The organism is Actinomycetota bacterium, assembly GCA_014360645.1.
Lineage (GTDB): Bacteria > Actinomycetota > Geothermincolia > Geothermincolales > RBG-13-55-18 > Solincola_B.
The window spans coordinates 24,297-41,175 of sequence record JACIXD010000008.1 but is presented as its reverse complement, the minus strand read 5'-3'; the positions used below and the strand labels follow the sequence as shown (position 1 = coordinate 41,175).

The window sequence follows — 16,879 nt, the reverse complement described above, 5'->3', positions numbered from 1 at the left end:
TTATACCACCGGGTAACCGGCGCCGGCGCGCGTCTCGGGCTCCGGCAGGGTCCGCAGGCCGAGCGGCGAGGGAAGCCCGGCGTAAGCGAGAGGGAGGAGTGAGGAGGATGGAACAGCCGCGCAGGATCGTGGTGATCGGAGGAGTGGCGGGAGGGGCAACCGCGGCCTCCAAGGCCCGGCGCTGCTGCCCCGAAGCCGAGATCGAGATCTACGACCAGGATGAGTTCATCTCCTACGCCGGCTGCGGACTCCCCTATTTCATCGGCGGCTACAGCCCCAACTGGCGCCGACTGCTGGCGCGCCTGCCCGAGGAGTTCGAGAGCAGGCAGGACATCCGCGTCTTCCTGCGCCACCGCGTCAATGAGATCGATCCCGAGAACAAGCGGGTGCGCGTGGCCGACCTGGAGGGGGTGAGCGAGCTCTCCATCCCCTACGACCGCCTGATCATCGCCACCGGCGCGGCGCCCTTCGTGCCGCTCCTCCCCGGGCGGGATCTGGAAGGGGTCTTCGTGCTGCGCTCCCTGACCCACGCCCTGGAGATGAAATCCTTCATCGACCTGCAGGCTCCCCACCGCGCGGTCATCGTGGGAGGAGGCGCCATCGGGCTGGAGATGTGCGAGGCCCTGCGCCGCCTGGGCATGGAGGTACACCTGGTGGAGCTGGCCGACCACGTGCTCCCTCCCCTGGACGCCGACCTGGCGGGGAAGCTGGGCGCTCACCTGGAGGCCAACGGGGTGGCGATGCACCTGGGCGCCGGGGTCGAGGGCATCCTGGGCAGCAATAACGCCGTGGCGGGAGTCGCCACCACCCGGGGGGAACTCGAGGCGGACATGGTGCTTCTCGCCATAGGCATACGGCCCCTGAGCGACCTGGCGCGCAGGGCGGGCATAGAGCTGGGCGCCCGCGACGCCATCAGGGTGGACGAAGCCATGCGCACCAGCGTCCCCGATATCCTGGCCTGCGGGGACTGCGCCACCGCGCGCCACCTCGTCTCCGGCGCGGAGACCTGGATACCGCTGGGCTCCACCGCCCGCAAGCAGGGGCGCGCCGCGGCGGAGACCGCCTCCGGGGGTGAGGGGAGGTTTCCGGGCGTGCTGGGCACCTTCGTCCTCAAGGCCTTCGAGATGACGGCGGGCAAGACGGGCTTGAGCGAGGCGGAGGCGCGGGAGGCGGGCATGGAGGCGCGTTCCGTCACCCTCGAGGACGCGGTGCTGCCGGGGTATTACCGCGGCGGCGGCCGCATGACCGCCAGGGTGACGGTGGAGGAGAAGACGGGGCGCATCCTGGGCGCCCAGGTGGTGGGAGACCTGCCCGCCGTGGTAGAGAAGCGCCTGGACGTCTTCGCGGTATGCGTCTCGGCGGGCCTTACCGCGGGCGACCTCTCCTCCCTGGACCTGGCCTATGCCCCTCCCTACAGCCACCCCCTGGACATCCCCATCGTGGCCGGGAACCTGGCGGAGGCCAGGGTGCTGGGCAGGGAATGCACCTGCGACCTGGAGGGCTTGGAATGAGGATGCCCTGACCGGGAGCAAGGTCTTGAGCCAGCCCGTTCACCATCATGGATAGACCTTACAGGGGCGGAAGCATCGGGGGCCGACAGGCGCCATGACCATGAGAGATGGAGGCCGCAGATCCGGGGTCGTTTGCCATACCCCGAGGGCGGGAGCTCCGGCGATATGGTGCGATTCTTCTTCGACGAAGGTCCGCGGATATACCGTCGCTCCTCCAGCCATAATATGGTATTTCAATATATGGTAACTTATGGATGGTAAAAGCCCGGCACCGCCGCCCTGCCGTTTCCCGCCGCTTCATGAACGGACGAGTCCAAGCCTCCCTCTGCATGCGCCACCCCGGAAGCGCACATGCCAAGCCGAGAGCTCATCTCCTGAAGGCGGTGAGGATGCGGTAGCCGAACTCGGCGGGCTCTACGGGTATGACCTCGAAGCGGTGGAACCCCGCCGCGGCCAGGCGCTCCCTCCAGACCTCGTGGGTGGTGAAATACTCGCCCTCCTCCCTGATCACGGCGGGGATGTCCCCGATGTGCAGGAGCATGGTCTCGAAGGCGCCGTGCTCGAGGTCGTAGAGGCTCTTGCCCACCATCTTGCAGATGATGTCCCTGGCGCGTGCGGGATCGTCGGCGGGGGCATCCACGTCGCAGAACATGTCCGCGTAGACGAGCTTGCCTCCCGGCTTCAGCACCCGCGCCAGCTCCATGGCGCAGGCCGCCCTGTCGTCGGGGGGCACGTGGTGTAGGGCTAGGTTGGAGACCGCGCAGTGCACGTACTCCGGCGGCAGGGGGACCCTGAGCGCGGAGCCGATGGAGATGTGGACGTTGGGCAGGTCTCGGAAGCGGTTGACGCAGTTCTGCACCATGCGCTCCGAGGGGTCCACGCCGTAGATCTCGGCGTCGGGGCTCTCCTCGGCAAGAAGGGAGATCAGGGTGCCGGAGCCGCAGCCCAGATCGAGCACGCGCTTGCGGGCGGCGTCGCCCACCAGCTCCACCATGATCCGCAGGGCGTCTGCGTACATGGGGTCGCGGTCGAAAAGGCTCTCGTATTCGCCCGTGAAATCGTCCCAGTATCCCATTCCTGCCTCCCGCCCGTAAGCCCTCTCGTTGCCTGATGCCTCCGGTACCCCGGCCGCCTCGTGGCGGGGACGCAGAGCCTCAAAGCCCGCGCGGGCTAGTTTCCGCCTCGCGGGCCTATTCGTCCCGGTAGGCGCGCGAGAGCTCCACCACGCGGCGGTATTCCTCGACCTGGCGCGCTCTCTCTCCCTCGTCCCAGCTCAGCTCGCGCCCCAGCAGCTCCGCCACCCGGTCCGCGCATCCCAAGCCCTGTTCGCGGTCCTCGTAGAAGATGAAGCTTCGCCGCACCATGAAATCGGTGAGGGAGACCACCATCTCCTCGCGCGCGGAATAGACCACCTCCGCCTCGATGTAGGGGATGTCCTCCCCCAGCCTGCGGGAAAGCGCCGCGTCCTCCGAGAGCATGCCCAGGACCCGCACCGCCCCTGTGCCCAGGAGTTGCAGCTTGGCGATGACATCCCCGTCCAGGCGTACCTCCCGTGCCAGCCTCTCCAGGCGCCGGGCGAAGTCCCTCCCGTCCTTTCCGAACACCGGCGCCCTTCTGGTGGTGCACCCGTCCGCCTTCACGCCGTGGCGTTCCTCCAGGCGCCTCGCCGCCAAGTCCACCAGCTCCTCAGCCATGGAACGCGCGGTGGTGAGCTTCCCCCCGGCTATGGTGATGAGCCCGGAGTGTCCCTCGTAGATGGAATGTTCCCGCGACACCTGGCTCTCCTTGACGTCCCTGCCGCCTCCCTCCACCACCAGGGGGCGCAGGCCGGCATAGGTGCTGATGACGTCGCCGCGGTCGAGGTTCGCCCTCGGCAGGGCGTGGTTGGCGGCCTCGAGGATGTAGTCCACGTCCTCTCCCGAGGCCCTGACGTGGTCGTAATCGCCCTCGTAATCGGTGTCCGTGGTGCCGATGAGGGCGTAGTCCCCCCAGGGCACGAGGAAGAGCAGGCGCTGGTCGCGGGGGGAGATGATGGGTAGGGCGTTGTGCGCCCTCACCCTCTCCCAGGGCACGATGACGTGAGAGCCCTTGGTGGGACGCAGCTTGGGGGCGGCGTCGGGCTCGTCGAGCCGGCAGACGGCATCCGTCCAGGGGCCGGTGCAGTTGAGCACCACTCTGGCCTCGATGTCGAACTCGCCCCCTCCCACCTCGTCGCGTACCCGGGCTCCGCGCACGGCGCCCCTCTCGCGCAGGAGCTCCACCACTCGGGCGTAACTGAGGCACAGCGCCCCCTCCAGGTGCGCGGACTGGACGTGGGAGAGGGTGAGACGTGCGTCGTCGGTGGAGCAGTCGTAGAACTGCCCGCCGCCCTTGAGGCGCGAGGCGTCCAGCTCCGGCTCCACCTCCAGGATGCGCCTCTTGCCGTGCAGCTGGTGGTTCTGCACGTTGCGGAAGAGGGCCAGGATGTCGTACAGCCACAACCCCATGGCGATGACGAAGAGGGGGTTCTTGTCCCCTTTGTACACGGGAAAGACGAAGGGCTGCGGCCAGACCACGTGGGGGGCGTTGAGGAGCAGCCTCCGCCGCTCGCGGCAGGCCTCGAAGACCAGCTTGAAGTCGAAGAGCTCCAGGTAGCGAAGGCCGCCGTGCACCAGCTTGGAGGAGCGGGAGGAGGTGCCGAAGGCCCAGTCGTTCTTCTCCACCAGGGCGGTGGACAGGCCCCGCCTCGCCGCGTCGCGTGCCGCGCAGGCGCCGGTTATCCCTCCGCCGATGACCAGCACGTCGAAGACCCTGGACCGGGCATCCTCGATGAGCTGTTTTCGCTGCAGTGACGAGAACATCTTCCTCGGCTCCTTCCGCTCTCGCCTGGATATTTATTCCATGCGCTCCAGGCATCCGGCCGCATCCCGGTACCCAGCGGCGGCTCGCGCGTGTCAACTACAAGTATAGCAGGGGGATACCGCCGCGGCCCGTCGGCGGCCAGCCGCCCGCACGGGAAAAGGACCGCCGGTCCGCGCGCCCGTCGGGTATTCCGGGCAGCGCCGCCCCGTGCGCGGGCGGACAGCTCCGGCTTTCCGGTCGACGCCTCCCGGAGGAGGGCGCCGGACACGCCCCACCCGCGGATGAACAACCCGCCACGTACATGGATAACGGCGTCTCCGGCGCTGCGGTATAATAGACCTCGATCTCGCACCATCAACACAGCCACAGCACCATCCATCGCATCACGACCGCACCAAGCCGGGAGCAGGAAGACGGCGCGGCGGCGCCGGGAGACGCGGCCGGGGAAAGCGAGGCCGCCGGCGGGCAGGCGGCCCGAGTGGGGACGGTGATCTCTTGCGTCGGCAGATCATCCAGGAGATAGCGCGTTCGGTGGTGGCGGCGGGAGGGGTGGAGAACGTCCTCCGGGCGCTGGTGGAGTCCATCGCCCGCGGCACCGAAGCCGAGGGCTGCTCCCTCTTCACCGTACGCCCGGGCAGCGAGGAGCTGGAGCACCGTATCAGCTGCGGCCTTGACGAAGGCTGTGTCTCCGCGGACCGCCTGCTGTCGCCGCAGGCCATGCGGCAGGTGCTCAAGGGAAGCTCCCTCTTCTCATGGGATGCGCGCAGCGACCCCCGGGTGGCGGCGCGCGAGGACCTGGAACGCACGGGAATCACTTCCATAATCTACCTTCCTTTCCGCGACCGGGAACAGGTCCGAGGCGTGATGTGCCTCTTCTTCTCCCGCAAGAGGAAGTTCGACCGCGAGGAGCTCGACTTCCTGGATTCCCTGGCGGAGCTGGGCGGGATGGTGCTGGAGATGGCGGAGGCCAGGGACATCCTGGCCCGGGATGCCGAGGAGGCGCGCCGCGACCTCGCCCGCGCCATGGACGAGCGCCGCCACTTCCTCAGCTTCCTCTCCATGGTCACCCATGACCTGAAGTCCCCGCTGGTGGCGGTGCAGGGGTATCTCAAGATGCTGCTGCGCAAGGGCTCCGATGCCCTGGACGAGAGGCTACTGAACGGGGTGCGCCGCAGCATCCAGCGCATCGACGGCATGATGGAGCTCATCAGCGACCTCCTGGAGCTCTCGCGCATCGAGAGCGGGCAGGTGGTGGCGGAGTTCAAGACCGTCTCCTGGGAGGAGGTGCTGTCGGCGGCGGTGGAGATGGCCCACGAGCTGGCCGAGCCCAAGGGCATCGTGGTGGTGACCGAGATCAGGCGACCCTTGCCCGAGGTCTTCGCCTCCGACATCCGCCTGCAGCAGTTGATCCTTAACCTGGTGTCGAACTCCGTGCGCTACACACCGCGCGGGGGCAGGATAACCATCCGCGCGGGGCGTGAGGACGACGCCGTCAGGGTGAGCGTGGAGGACGAGGGCACGGGGATCGAGCCGGACAAGCTCCCCCACGTGTTCGAGGAGTTCTACAAGGGAGACCCGGAGGCTCCCGAGGGTACCGGCCTGGGGCTCTCCATCTGCAAGCGCATCGTGGACATGCACCGCGGCGAGATCCGCGCCGAGAGCCCGGTGCCGGAGACCGGCAGAGGCACGCGCGTGAGCTTCACCATACCGGTCGGCGTTACCTGTTCTCTGGAGGAGAGGTGGCTGGCCGCCACGCCACCCCCACGTTCCCGTTAGCGACGCCACTCCGCGGCATACGCCCCTTTCTCGCGGAGGCTTCGAGCGAGGCCACGTCGGCCTGTCCGCATCCCGCCGCCCGTCCGCGCCGCCGGCCAAAGAAAAGACCTTTTCGCCCTGCGCCGGGGATATAATCATGTAGAAGGCAAGACGGACCGGTAGCCCACCGGGCCGGGCGGGAACGGCGTGGAGCGAGAGAAAGGCGGTTAGTTGCCATGGCCAAGAAGATACTGCTGGCGGACGACGACCCCGACGTCATCGACGTGGTCTCCATGATCCTCGAGGAGGAGGGATACGAGATCGTCACCGCCAGGGACGGCTCCGAGGCCTTGGAGAAGGTGAAGCTGGAGAACCCGGACCTCATCATCCTCGACCTCCTCATGCCCCACGTGGACGGTTTCGCGGTCATGGACATGCTGCGGGACCCGCGCTACGAGCGCTGGTCGAAGATCCCCGTGGTCATCCTGACCTCGGTGCGGGAGGAGGTGAGCAGGCGCCGTTACGAGCTGGAGACTGGGCGTTCCATGGAGTATGCCGCCTACCTGGACAAGCCGGCCGACCCCGACCAGCTCCTGGAAACGGTGTCAACCCTGCTCGCGGGCGGGGAAACAGGGTAGCGAAGACAGGCCGGTATCCGGTCACGGCTGAGAGGGAGTTTTTGCCCTCCTCGGCCGTGGAGCGGTCAGCGGGATGCCGATCATCAGGGAAAGGACGTCGCCTTGCCCTCTCCGGCCGTGGAGCGGTCAGAGCAGGAGGGCGCCGGACTCATGCTCTATATGAGGATGTTGTCCTGAATCAGCTGGTAACGCGGGGGTCCGCGTTATGATTCTCTTTTGCCGCCGCTCCCCTGTCCGCGAAGCCCCACGTCTTTTCAGGTCGAGCATCATAGGTTGCCTCGACCTTCCGACGAGTGGACATATCAATGAGCGGGCATAGCATGCCAACGGGCGGGCATGAAAAGACCAGGATATGCTAATCTCCTGGCAGACGTCCTGGCCGCCCCTGCCGGCCCAAACGCGTGAGGAGGTAAACCGTGAGCGATGACTTCGATGCCGCGGGCTTTCTGGCCGAGAGGCTGGAGCGGATCGCCGCCGAAAGGCCGCTCATCCACCACATCACCAACTTCGTGGTCATGAACGAGACCGCCAACCTCACCCTCTGCCTGGGAGCTTCTCCGGTGATGGCCCATGCCGCCGCGGAGGTGGAGGAGATGGCCGCCCAGGCGGGCGCGCTGGTGATCAACATGGGGACCCCCTACCCCGAGCTCGAGGAGGCCATGTGCGCCGCCGGCAGGGCGGCCAACCGCGCGGGCGTGCCGGTGATCCTCGACCCCGTGGGGGCCGGCGCCACCGCCTACCGCACCCGCCTGGCACACCGGCTACTGGAGGAGGTGCGTTTCGCGGCGGTGCGCGGCAACGCGGCCGAGATCGCCCGCCTGGCGGGGGAGGCGGCGGAGATACGCGGGGTCGATTCACTGTCCTTCACGGGCGACGCCACCGCCGTGGCCTCCGCGCTGGCCTCCTCCCTGGGATGCGTGGTGGCGGTCACGGGTGCGGTGGACGCGGTGAGCGACGGCTCCCGGCTGGCGAGGGTGAGCAACGGACACGAGCTCCTGGGGATGGTCACGGGAACGGGCTGCATGGCCACCACCGCCATCGCCGTGCTGCTGGCGGGGGGCGAGCCCCACCTCGAGGCCGCCGCCTCCGCCCTTGCCCTCTTCGGTCTGGCGGGCGAGCTTGCCGCCGCTGCCTCGGGCGGGCTACCCGGCTCCTTCCACGCGGCCCTGTACGACCAGGTCTACAGGCTCTCCTCGGGGCGCGCGCCCCTCGAGGACCTCCGGGTGACGCTGGAAAGCGTCGGATGAGCGGATACGGCCTGGGCGTGTCGGAGACCTCAGTGCCGCGGTTCGCCCCCAACCCGGCGGGACCCCCCGGCAAACGCGTCCCGTGGGCTGTCCAGGACCTCGACTGCCATGTTCAAGAATCGACCCGGCGAGATCTCCCGGTCAGCGAAAAGCGGTTTATGTAGTCGGACTTCAGGGTTCCGAACCACGTCAACGAGGGCGGTAAACCCCTGCTCCCCGAGGGTGTCTCGCAAAGGCCCTGACCCTCGACACCTCGCTCTGGTGTACGGAGAGCGGCTTTGACATCACTTTATCCTTCCATGCGGACTCCACCGTAAAGTCAGCGCAAGGGTTTGCGCTTTTTCCTCACTCCCTTACCTCGCTCAAGTCCTTGCCTCCGGGTTTACGGGGAGCGCCGGGCAGCGGACGGGAGGTTGAGGTGCCTGCGGAGCACGCCGGATCCCACCTATTACGTGTAAAAAGGGGGATTGGAGGGAAACATATGATTGCGTTATACGCGGCCTGGCCGGACTTCTTGGCAGCAGTACCCTTCGAGAGCCGCGAGATGAGGGAGGGAAAGCCTCGCCGCCTTGCGCGGCCCGACGGCAACGGGCAGCAAGAATGTATGCGGGACGTTTCGGAAAGGGGGCAGGGAGTCATGGTGGACGACATACGCGACAAGGACAGCGGGGGCAAAGGGGAAGGCGCCGGCGGTTTCCCCACCGGAGAAGCTCAAGAAGAGCTCGTAAGGTCAATCCTGGAGATGGAGGAAGAGAGGTCGCTCGCCCTGGTCGCGGAGATGCTCGAGGGGGGCGCAGATCCCATGGAGATCCTGGCCTTATGCCGGAAGGCCATGGAGAAGGTCGGTGAGGGCTTCGAGAAAGGCGAGTTGTTCCTGCCGGACCTCATCATGTCGGGAGAGATCCTCTCCGGGATTTCGGATCTTATCAAGCCCAGGATAAAAGACGACAGGGGACCCGAGAGGCTCGGAAAGGTGCTGATGGGCACGGTCGAGGGCGACATCCACGACATAGGTAAGAACATCGTGGTGTTCATGCTCGACGTGAACGGGTTCGAGGTCATAGACCTCGGGGTGGACGTCCCGCCGAGCATGTTCGTGGAGAAGATCGCGGAGCTCAAGCCGGATGTAGTGGGCCTGAGTTGCCTTTTGACGCTCGCCTATGAGGCCATGAAACGTACGGTAGCAGCGGTGGAGGAGGCAGGCCTCAGGTCCGACGTCAAGATCATGGTGGGCGGCGGGACAGTCGACGATCAGGTGCGCGAGTACGTCGGGGCCGACGCATACGGCGCGGACGCGGTGGCGGCGGTATCCCTTGCCAAGGGATGGACGGGGAGGTGACGGCGATGGCCATATCTCATGCAGACGCCTACGACCAGAGGCTGGCGCGCATAAGCGCGGCGATAGCCCTGGAGAAGCCCGACCGCGTACCGATATTCCTCATGCTGGGGCTTTTTCCGGCGCGTTACGCGGGAATAACATACCAGCAGGCTTTTTACGACCTGGACAACTGGCTTGCCGCCAACGAGAAAACCATCGAGGACTTCCAGCCTGACCTCTATTTCCAGCCGGGTGCGGCCGTGATAACCGGGGGAGCGGTGCACGACCGGCTCCAGACCCGGCTGCTCAAATTGCCCGGCCGAGACCTCGGGCCGGACGTTCCCTTCCAGTTCGTGGAAGGTGAATACATGTCCGCTGATGAATATGACGCTTTCCTCGATGACCCGTCCGATTTCGCCCTCAGGATATACACGCCTCGCATCTTCGGCGCTCTCGAGGGACTTGCCTTGCTCCCTCCGCTCAAGAGCATGGTCATGGGCTATGTCGGGGCTACTATGGTGGGAATGTTCGCCCTCCCTCCCCTGGCGGAAGCCCTGCGCGCGGTAACGGAAGCCGCTGCCGAATCCATGCGCTGGACGTCAGGATACATGGAGTTCGAGGCGCGCATGAACGAACGTGAGTTTCCAGCCTTCAGCACCGCCATAACCCTGGCTCCCTTCGACGTCATCTCCGATATGCTGCGCGGCATGCGAGGCGCCATGCTGGACATGTACAGGTGTCCCGATAAGCTGGTGGCAGCACAGGAAAAGCTCCTGCCCCTGCTCGTGGAGACGGCAGTCACCCAGGCCAGGATGAGCGGCAATCCACGAGTCTTCATCCCTATGCACCGCGGCGCCGACGGCTTCATGTCCCTGGAACAGTTCGACCGCTTCTACTGGCCGTGCTTCAAAGACCTGGTTGAAAGCCTTATCGCCGAGGGGCTGGTGCCCTGTCCGTTCTTCGAGGGGACCTACGACCAACGCATGCATTACCTGGCAAAACTCCCTCCCGGAAAGATAATGGGCATGTTTGACCGCTCCGATCTCTTCAAGGCCAAGGAGGTGATCGGAGAGGTGATGTGTATCGCCGGGGATATGCCCCTTTCGCTCCTGCAGGCCGGGAACGCCGAGCTGGTGAAGGAATATGCCCGCAAGCTCATCGACGTGGTCGGCAGAGATGGCGGGTTCATCATGTCCAGCAACACGGTGCTGGACGAGGCGGACCCGGAGCTCGTTAAGGTGTGGGTGGAGTTTACCATGGAATACGGGAGCTACGCGTAGGGTGGGAGCATGCATCTTTTGCATGGACGGAGCCCCGATGCCCCGTGGAACACTTCTGTTCCAGCGAGTGAGACGGCCGGGAAACAAGGCCGCCGTCGGGATCAGTGCGCTTTTGCGATCACGCCGCCTCCCAGCACCTCGTCGCCGCGGTAGATCACGGCGTGCTGGCCGGGGGTGAGGGCCCAGACCCTCGATGAGAATGAGAGCTCGAAGGAATCCCCTTCCGCGCGCAACCGGCCGGGCACGGGTTCGGTGTTGTAGCGCGCCATGGCCTCCAGGGCATATTCCTCGCCCGGCGGGAAGCCACTGACCCAGTGCGCCTCCTCCGCGCGCAGCCGGCTCCCCGGAACCTCTTCCCTGGTGCCCAGGACTACCGCCCTACTCGCCGGATCCAGCTCCACCACGTAGAGGGGATGGGGAGCCGATACCCCCAGGCCGCGCCTCTGCCCGACGGTGTAAAAGGCGATCCCCTTGTGCTCCCCCAGTCTGTTGCCGGAAGTGTCCAGAAGGGGGCCGGGCGCCAGGGCTTCCGGATAACGGCGCGCCAGGAAAGCCCGGTAGTCCTCCCCGCACAGGAAGCATATCTTCTGGCTCTCCTCGCTCCGGTCGACGGCCAACCCGACCGCTCTAGCCCGGCGACGCGCCTCCTCCTTGTCCATGTCCTGGTTGGGGAAGAGGCAGCGGGAGATGACCTCCTGTCCCAGGCGGTACAGCACGTAGGACTGGTCCTTGGGACGGTACGAGGCGCGCAGGAGGGATATCCTGCCGTCATCTCCGGTGCAGGCGCGCGCGTAATGACCGGTGGCCACGAGGTCGGCGCCCAGGCCGTCCGCCACCCCGATGAGGGCCGGGAATTTCACCCAACGGTTGCATTCCACGCAGGGGTTGGGGGTGCGCCCCCGCAGGTATTCCCGCGCGAAGGGCTCCACCACCCGGGAGAAAAAGTGCTCCCGGAGGTCTATCACCTGGTGCTCGCATCCCAGACGCCGCGCCACCGCGGCCGCCCTTTCCGCCCCCGCGAGCGAACAAGGTCGCGGGCCGCTCCTCTTCCCGGACACATCCTCCCACAGCCGGAAGGTAACCCCGATGACGCGGTACCCCTCTTCATGAAGGACGGCGACCGCGGCGGCGGAGTCCACGCCCCCGCTCATGGCCACCACCACGCTCCTCGCCATGTTCCCGTTCACCTCCGCGCCACCGCCCGTCTTCCGACCGTGCTCACGCTCTTATCATACGCTCCTGCGGAACCGCGCACTAAGCGTGACGGCGGCGGGAACTCGGCCGGAAAAGGGCGGCGCCGTCTCGTCGGGGCACGGGGCCCTCCCGAATCCGCCTCGATTGTTTACAGATGCATAAAAATGCGGCGGTCAGGACCGGGAAAATGCATCCGAGTCCGGGGGATATATTGCTGCGTAAAGAATGCCGCGGCCAGGACCAGGAAAACGCTGCTCCGTCCAGGATAATCGTTCAAGACATGTTGCATTATAAACACCATCGTCAAAAAGAGATGTCGCCTTGTCGATGCAGTGGGCGATAAAAGCCCTTCTATCCCCGGCGCACCGGCAATATTGAAGGCCGAAGGCGCATCCTCCACGGGGGCGGCTCCAGAAAGCCACGCCTAACCACATAGAGCCCGCGTGGCTGTCCGACGGCGGTTAAGCCGCGAAGACAGCGTCGGATGCCTCCGCTTTCCCGCAGTTGACTTGCGTGTCCCGAGACAATATCTTATATGAGTGTCTGTTTTGAGGGCGTCTCGAGAGCAAGCGAGGCGGCGAGATGCCGGGGCGGAGGAGGGGGCGACGAAGCGCCGCGGAAGAACCCCGCCGCCGGAGTGCCCTGACCGGCCTGCCTCACCTGGACCGTTAAAGAAAGTCCCGGGCAGGTTCGAATGATAAAGGGCGGTCTGCTTTGTGGTGGTGCGCGACGCCGGGATGAAGCCTGCCGCTGTGAGCCCACGGCCTGCGTGCGGAAAGGACACTTCTCTTCCGGTCCCCGCGCGGGGATGGGCTTGATGTGAGCCTTCGGGCGGCATGTCGTCTCCCGGCTGAGGATGGGCGCTCGAGGCATGAGGTAAGGACGTGTCGAGGTCCTGCAGGAAACGACGCCGCGGTTATTGCGGGAGAAAATGGGTTTGACGGTGGTTTCCGGGATCGATTTAAGGCCGTACGACGGGGAAGCTGAACTCAATGCAGCACGATCTCACACGCCGTCCGTGCAAGCTGCCTCGTCTGGGCACACGCGTCGCGGGAACTACGGACTTGTCGTTAGAGCGGGGAGGAAAGGTCCATGAAGTTATTCGAGTTCCTGGCCACACAATCGGAACGGCGACCGTGGTTGGTGATCGCCGTGGTCGCCCTGATCACCGCCTTTCTCGTGGCCGGTTTCCCGCACGTGAGCACCGAGCTCAGCCAGGAAGCCATGATGCCCAAGCACTACGACTCCATCAAGGCCTGGGACGAGGTCAAGGACGTCTTCGGGGGCGTCTCCAGCGAGATCGTCCTGCTCACCGCGGACGACGTCGCCGCCCCTGAGACGGCCCGTGCCCTGCTGTCCATGGACCCCGGGGACGCGACGGAAAACGGCGTGCCCGAGGGCTCGGTGCTGAAGGTGGAGACCTACCTCGACTTCGTCAAGTACCGCCTGCCGGAGATGCTCCAGGCGGCGGGGATAGAGGCACCCCTCAACCCGGGCTCCGTGGACGACGCCGCCCTGGAGCAGTTCCTCGACTTCTACCTCGACCCGCGTCCCGATTCGCCCTTCCTAGCCCTGATGGCCGCCCTCGCCAGAGGAGGCCTCGACGAGGAGGCGCGCGCGGGATTGCTGGCCATCTTCCAGGAGAACCGAGAACAGATAGCGGGGATGATATCCGGCGACGCCACCGCCACCCTGGTCAAGTTCCAGCTCGACCCCGACCTGAGCGAGAACGCCCTGACGGCGCTGGTGAAGGACCTCGAGGCCTATGTGTCCGGGAAACTCGCGGGGATCGAGGGCATCAGCGTTTATTTCTCCGGCGATGCCTCCATACAGAAGGATTCCCAGGAGTTCATGCAGAAGGAGACCAGCCGACTCATGCTCATAGCCCTCCTCTTCGTCATGCTCATCCTCTACCTCACCTTCCGGCGCTTCTCGGACATCGGGCTGCTGTTGCTCATCATCGTGGTGGCCATCATCTGGATCGTGGGGGTCATGGGGTGGGCGGGCATCACCTACACCACCATGAGCGTGGCGGTGATGCCCCTCATGCTGGGCATCAACATCGCCTATGTCATCCACATCCTCAGTCGCTACTACGAGGAGCGCGAGGGGGGTGCCAGCGTGAATCTCTCGGCTACCACCGCGGTAAAGACGGTGGGAGTGGCCGTCTTCCTCACCGCCATCACCACTCTCATCGGGTTCTCGTCCTTCATGATCACCGACATGCCCCCCATGCGCGACTTCGGCCTCCTCTGCATGATGGGCATCGCCTTCAGTTTCCTGCTCTCCCTCACCCTCCTTCCCGCCATCCTCGTCATCCGTGACCGCCGCAAACACGAGGAAAAGCAGCAGGTTCACCTGGAGAAGATGCGGCGCCGACGGCGTGATTCCCGCTACGGCTCGGCCATCGACAATGTGCTGGTGAGGATGGCCGTGCTCTCGGAGCGCAACCACTGGGCGGTGGCCATCATCGCCCTGGCGATCTTTGCCTTCGCCGCCTTCGCGGTGTTCAACGTGAGGACGGGAGCGGACGTGCGCAAGATGATGCCCGAGGAGATGCCCAGCATGAAGGCAGGACGGATGATCAGCGATATCTTCGGGCCTCAGAACGCGGATATCATCCTGGCCAGGGGAGACGTTTACGACCCCTCCAACCTCGCCGCCATCCTGGAACTCGAGAACGCCATCCCCCTGGATCCCCGCAACAAACCCGAGCGGGAAGATTATTTCGCGCGGGAGAGGATCAGCTCCATCGCCGATTATATCCTCATGTTCTCGCCCGACGGGAAGCTCCCGGGCACCAGGGAAGGGGTGGTGGCCGTGGTGGAGCAACTCTCCCTGCGCATGCCCGTGGAGGCCTTCGTCGGGGAAAAGGACGGCGACCTGATAGCCATGATCATGCTCAACTCCGGCTTCCCGGAGACCGAGGACGAGATGCGGACGAAGGCGGAGATCATGCGCGACGCCTCGACGGCAGCCGCGGAGAGCTCCGGCCTGGGATATTCTACCACGGGATTCACGGTGCTGGTGGCGGACCTGCTGGGCAACATCCTCCCCACCCAGCTCAAGACCTCGGGGCTGGCCTTGCTCCTCTGCGCCCTGGTGCTGGTGGTGGTCTTCAAGTCGTTGGTCTACGGGATCTGCACCCTGGTGGTGGTGGTGTGCGGGATGGCGGCGGAGCTGGTCTTCCTCTTCGCCCTGGGGTGGCCGCTGGACCTCATGACAGTGATGGTGGCCTCCCTGGTCATCGGAGTGGGCATCGACTTCGGTATCCACATCACTCACCGCTTCCGTGAGGAATGGCACGTCAACGGCACGGGGGTCGAGGAGGCCATCCGCAACACCGTGAAACACGTGGGCCGTGCGCTGGTGGCGGCGGCTCTCACCACCATGGGGGTGTTCTTCATCCTCGGCCTCTCCGGCATGGCCATAATGCAGCGCTTCGGCTTCACCACCGCCGTAGGCCTGCTGGGCGCCCTCCTCGGCGCGGTCCTGGTGCTGCCGAGCGTGCTCGCCATCGTCTCGTCGAGGCACAACGGCGGTATCGTCGACGGGGAGGAGATGGCGGCTGACGGCGAGAGGTAACGCCGACGTCCCGCTCGGCCAGGCCAGCGGGAGGCGGGAAGGCGCACGCGGCAGGCGTGGGTTCCCGCACCACCTTTCTCCCCGGGGGACAGGTACATGCGGACGGTGACCGAAGAGCGTGCCGGAAGGCAGAAGCTTTTTCACTCCCTTCCCCGTCCTGCCGGAGACGGAAGACCGCAGCCGTTGACCGTCCGAAGAGCGCGAGAGGGCTCCAACCCTGGCATTCCCGACCCCGGTTGACGGGAAAACCTGGTTCGGAGGCGGATATCCTCGCAAGAAGCCTTTCTCCCCGTCCTCCCCAACCCTTAGAATAGCGGCAGTAGAAAAGGGAGGTGTCCGGATGGTCCTTGCTCTGGCGGTGGTTCTGGCCATGATCGCCACCACCATGATCAACTACAGCGGCTACATGCAAAAGCGCGAGCTGGACAAGCTCCCGCTCATAGGCTCTCAGAAGCCGCTGCAGACGGTGAAGGCCTTCATCTCCTGCCGCCCCTGGCTGGAGGCCCAGGGACTGCAGTTCGCGGGCACCTTCGTAAAGGCCATCGCCGTGGGTCTGGCTCCCCTTTCCGTGGTGCAGCCCATAAACACCGCGGGCATAGCGGTGCTGGCGGTGCTGGCCATCACCAAGCTGGGAGAGCGGCCCACCCTTTCCGACTGGCTGGGCATAGGAGCCATCGTGGTGGGCTTGATAATGCTGGGGCGCAGCCTCATCGGGGTGCCCGCCAAGGCATTCTCCTACAACCCCTTCGTGCTCTGGTTCTTCGTGGTCTTCTTCTTCATCATCGCCGGCATCTCCCTACATCGTGGATTTACCAGGAAGGGCGCCCAGGCGCCCAACCTCATCGCCATGGCCTCGGGGGTGCTCATCGGGCTGACGGCGGTGATCATAAAGCTGGGGTGGAACGACTTCGGCAGCCGTTTCTGGGAACACGGCTTCCGCAACGCCCTCCTCTCCCCTTATCTATACCTGATAGTCCTCCTTCCCTTCGTCACCCTGATCCTGGACCAGACCGCCATGCAGCGCGGCAAGGCCATCGTGGTGGTGCCCATCACCACCGGGATGTCCAATCTCATCCCCATCATCATCGGCATCGTGGCCATGCATGAACCCATGCCCAAAAGCGCGGGCATGTTCCTCCTGCGCCTGGCCTCCTTCGTGTTCATCATCGGAGGGTCGGTCATCCTCTCCCTGCGCAAGGATGAGGAGAACGAAAAGGAAAAGGGCGGCACGGCGGAGGGGACCGTGGCATCCGCGAGGAGAAGGACCCCTGGCCCGTCCCCGGCCGCCGGGGGAAGCCCGGTCACAAGGAGGAGGCGCCTTGCCGCCGGGGAACAGGCGGGAGGGGAAACGGCCAACGGAGAGGGCTCGGCAACCGGGAGAAGGCGAGGGGACCCCGGTTAGGATGACCCGCCGACGCCCGGCAGCGCGCCCTTGCCAGAGTCCTCTTCAGCATCAACGGCAAGGCCTTCTTTACCGTTGACCGGTGACCGCCCGGGCTTCCTACGTGAG

Annotated in this window: 11 protein-coding genes; 8 read left to right on the top strand and 3 right to left on the bottom strand. The window is 65.6% G+C overall.

The genetic code is table 11. The features are described from left to right. Positions 1-107: 107 nt before the first annotated feature. Positions 108-1,511, top strand: a complete 1,404-nt coding sequence (locus tag H5T74_08525; GenBank protein MBC7230417.1) for an FAD-dependent oxidoreductase — start codon at positions 108-110, stop codon at positions 1,509-1,511. Between the two features lie 367 nt (positions 1,512-1,878). Here H5T74_08525 and H5T74_08520 read toward each other — a convergent pair whose 3' ends face one another. Both H5T74_08520 and H5T74_08515 read right to left on the bottom strand, forming a co-directional pair. Continuing rightward, positions 1,879-2,586: a methyltransferase domain-containing protein gene (locus H5T74_08520; GenBank protein ID MBC7230416.1), complete on the bottom strand. Its 708-nt coding sequence runs from the start codon at positions 2,584-2,586 to the stop codon at positions 1,879-1,881. A gap of 115 nt (positions 2,587-2,701) precedes the next feature. Further along, complete coding sequence (locus tag H5T74_08515; protein MBC7230415.1) at positions 2,702-4,351, bottom strand: glycerol-3-phosphate dehydrogenase/oxidase; 1,650 nt, start codon at positions 4,349-4,351, stop codon at positions 2,702-2,704. A 496-nt stretch (positions 4,352-4,847) separates the two neighbouring features. Here H5T74_08515 and H5T74_08510 point away from each other — a divergent pair, with 496 nt between their 5' ends. From H5T74_08510 to H5T74_08490, 5 genes are all read left to right on the top strand, one after another. Beyond that, positions 4,848-6,128, top strand: coding sequence for a GAF domain-containing protein (locus H5T74_08510; protein ID MBC7230414.1), 1,281 nt, complete (start codon positions 4,848-4,850; stop codon positions 6,126-6,128). Between the two features lie 215 nt (positions 6,129-6,343). Next, positions 6,344-6,745 (top strand): response regulator, encoded by a 402-nt coding sequence (locus H5T74_08505; protein MBC7230413.1) that lies wholly within the window; start codon positions 6,344-6,346, stop codon positions 6,743-6,745. Between the two features lie 446 nt (positions 6,746-7,191). Continuing rightward, positions 7,192-7,992 (top strand): hydroxyethylthiazole kinase, encoded by an 801-nt coding sequence (gene thiM, locus H5T74_08500; GenBank protein MBC7230412.1) that lies wholly within the window; start codon positions 7,192-7,194, stop codon positions 7,990-7,992. A 637-nt stretch (positions 7,993-8,629) separates the two neighbouring features. Next, entirely contained in the window at positions 8,630-9,331 is a 702-nt protein-coding gene (locus tag H5T74_08495) for a cobalamin B12-binding domain-containing protein (protein ID MBC7230411.1), read from the top strand. Positions 9,332-9,336: 5 nt separating this feature from the next. After that, entirely contained in the window at positions 9,337-10,590 is a 1,254-nt protein-coding gene (locus H5T74_08490; GenBank protein ID MBC7230410.1) for a hypothetical protein, read from the top strand. Between the two features lie 101 nt (positions 10,591-10,691). On the opposite strand, the gene mnmA is transcribed toward H5T74_08490, so the two are convergent. Beyond that, positions 10,692-11,765, bottom strand: a complete 1,074-nt coding sequence (mnmA, locus tag H5T74_08485; GenBank protein MBC7230409.1) for a tRNA 2-thiouridine(34) synthase MnmA — start codon at positions 11,763-11,765, stop codon at positions 10,692-10,694. Positions 11,766-12,876: 1,111 nt separating this feature from the next. Here mnmA and H5T74_08480 point away from each other — a divergent pair. Together H5T74_08480 and H5T74_08475 are read left to right on the top strand one after the other, a co-directional pair. Next, a complete protein-coding gene (locus H5T74_08480; GenBank protein ID MBC7230408.1) occupies positions 12,877-15,369 on the top strand; it encodes an MMPL family transporter in 2,493 nt (830 codons plus the stop codon). Positions 15,370-15,709: 340 nt separating this feature from the next. Beyond that, entirely contained in the window at positions 15,710-16,771 is a 1,062-nt protein-coding gene (locus H5T74_08475; GenBank protein MBC7230407.1) for a hypothetical protein, read from the top strand. The last annotated feature ends 108 nt before the right edge of the window (positions 16,772-16,879 follow it).

Bases quoted from the DNA above. Each gene is read 5' to 3' on its own strand.
- H5T74_08525 (MBC7230417.1), top strand. From the start codon at position 108: ATGGAACAGCCGCGCAGGATCGTGGTGATCGGAGGAGTGGCGGGAGGG.
- H5T74_08520 (MBC7230416.1), bottom strand. From the start codon at position 2,586: ATGGGATACTGGGACGATTTCACGGGCGAATACGAGAGCCTTTTCGAC.
- H5T74_08515 (MBC7230415.1), bottom strand. From the start codon at position 4,351: ATGTTCTCGTCACTGCAGCGAAAACAGCTCATCGAGGATGCCCGGTCC.
- H5T74_08505 (MBC7230413.1), top strand. From the start codon at position 6,344: ATGGCCAAGAAGATACTGCTGGCGGACGACGACCCCGACGTCATCGAC.
- H5T74_08495 (MBC7230411.1), top strand. From the start codon at position 8,630: ATGGTGGACGACATACGCGACAAGGACAGCGGGGGCAAAGGGGAAGGC.
- H5T74_08490 (MBC7230410.1), top strand. From the start codon at position 9,337: ATGGCCATATCTCATGCAGACGCCTACGACCAGAGGCTGGCGCGCATA.
- mnmA (MBC7230409.1), bottom strand. From the start codon at position 11,765: ATGGCGAGGAGCGTGGTGGTGGCCATGAGCGGGGGCGTGGACTCCGCC.
- H5T74_08480 (MBC7230408.1), top strand. From the start codon at position 12,877: ATGAAGTTATTCGAGTTCCTGGCCACACAATCGGAACGGCGACCGTGG.
- H5T74_08475 (MBC7230407.1), top strand. From the start codon at position 15,710: ATGGTCCTTGCTCTGGCGGTGGTTCTGGCCATGATCGCCACCACCATG.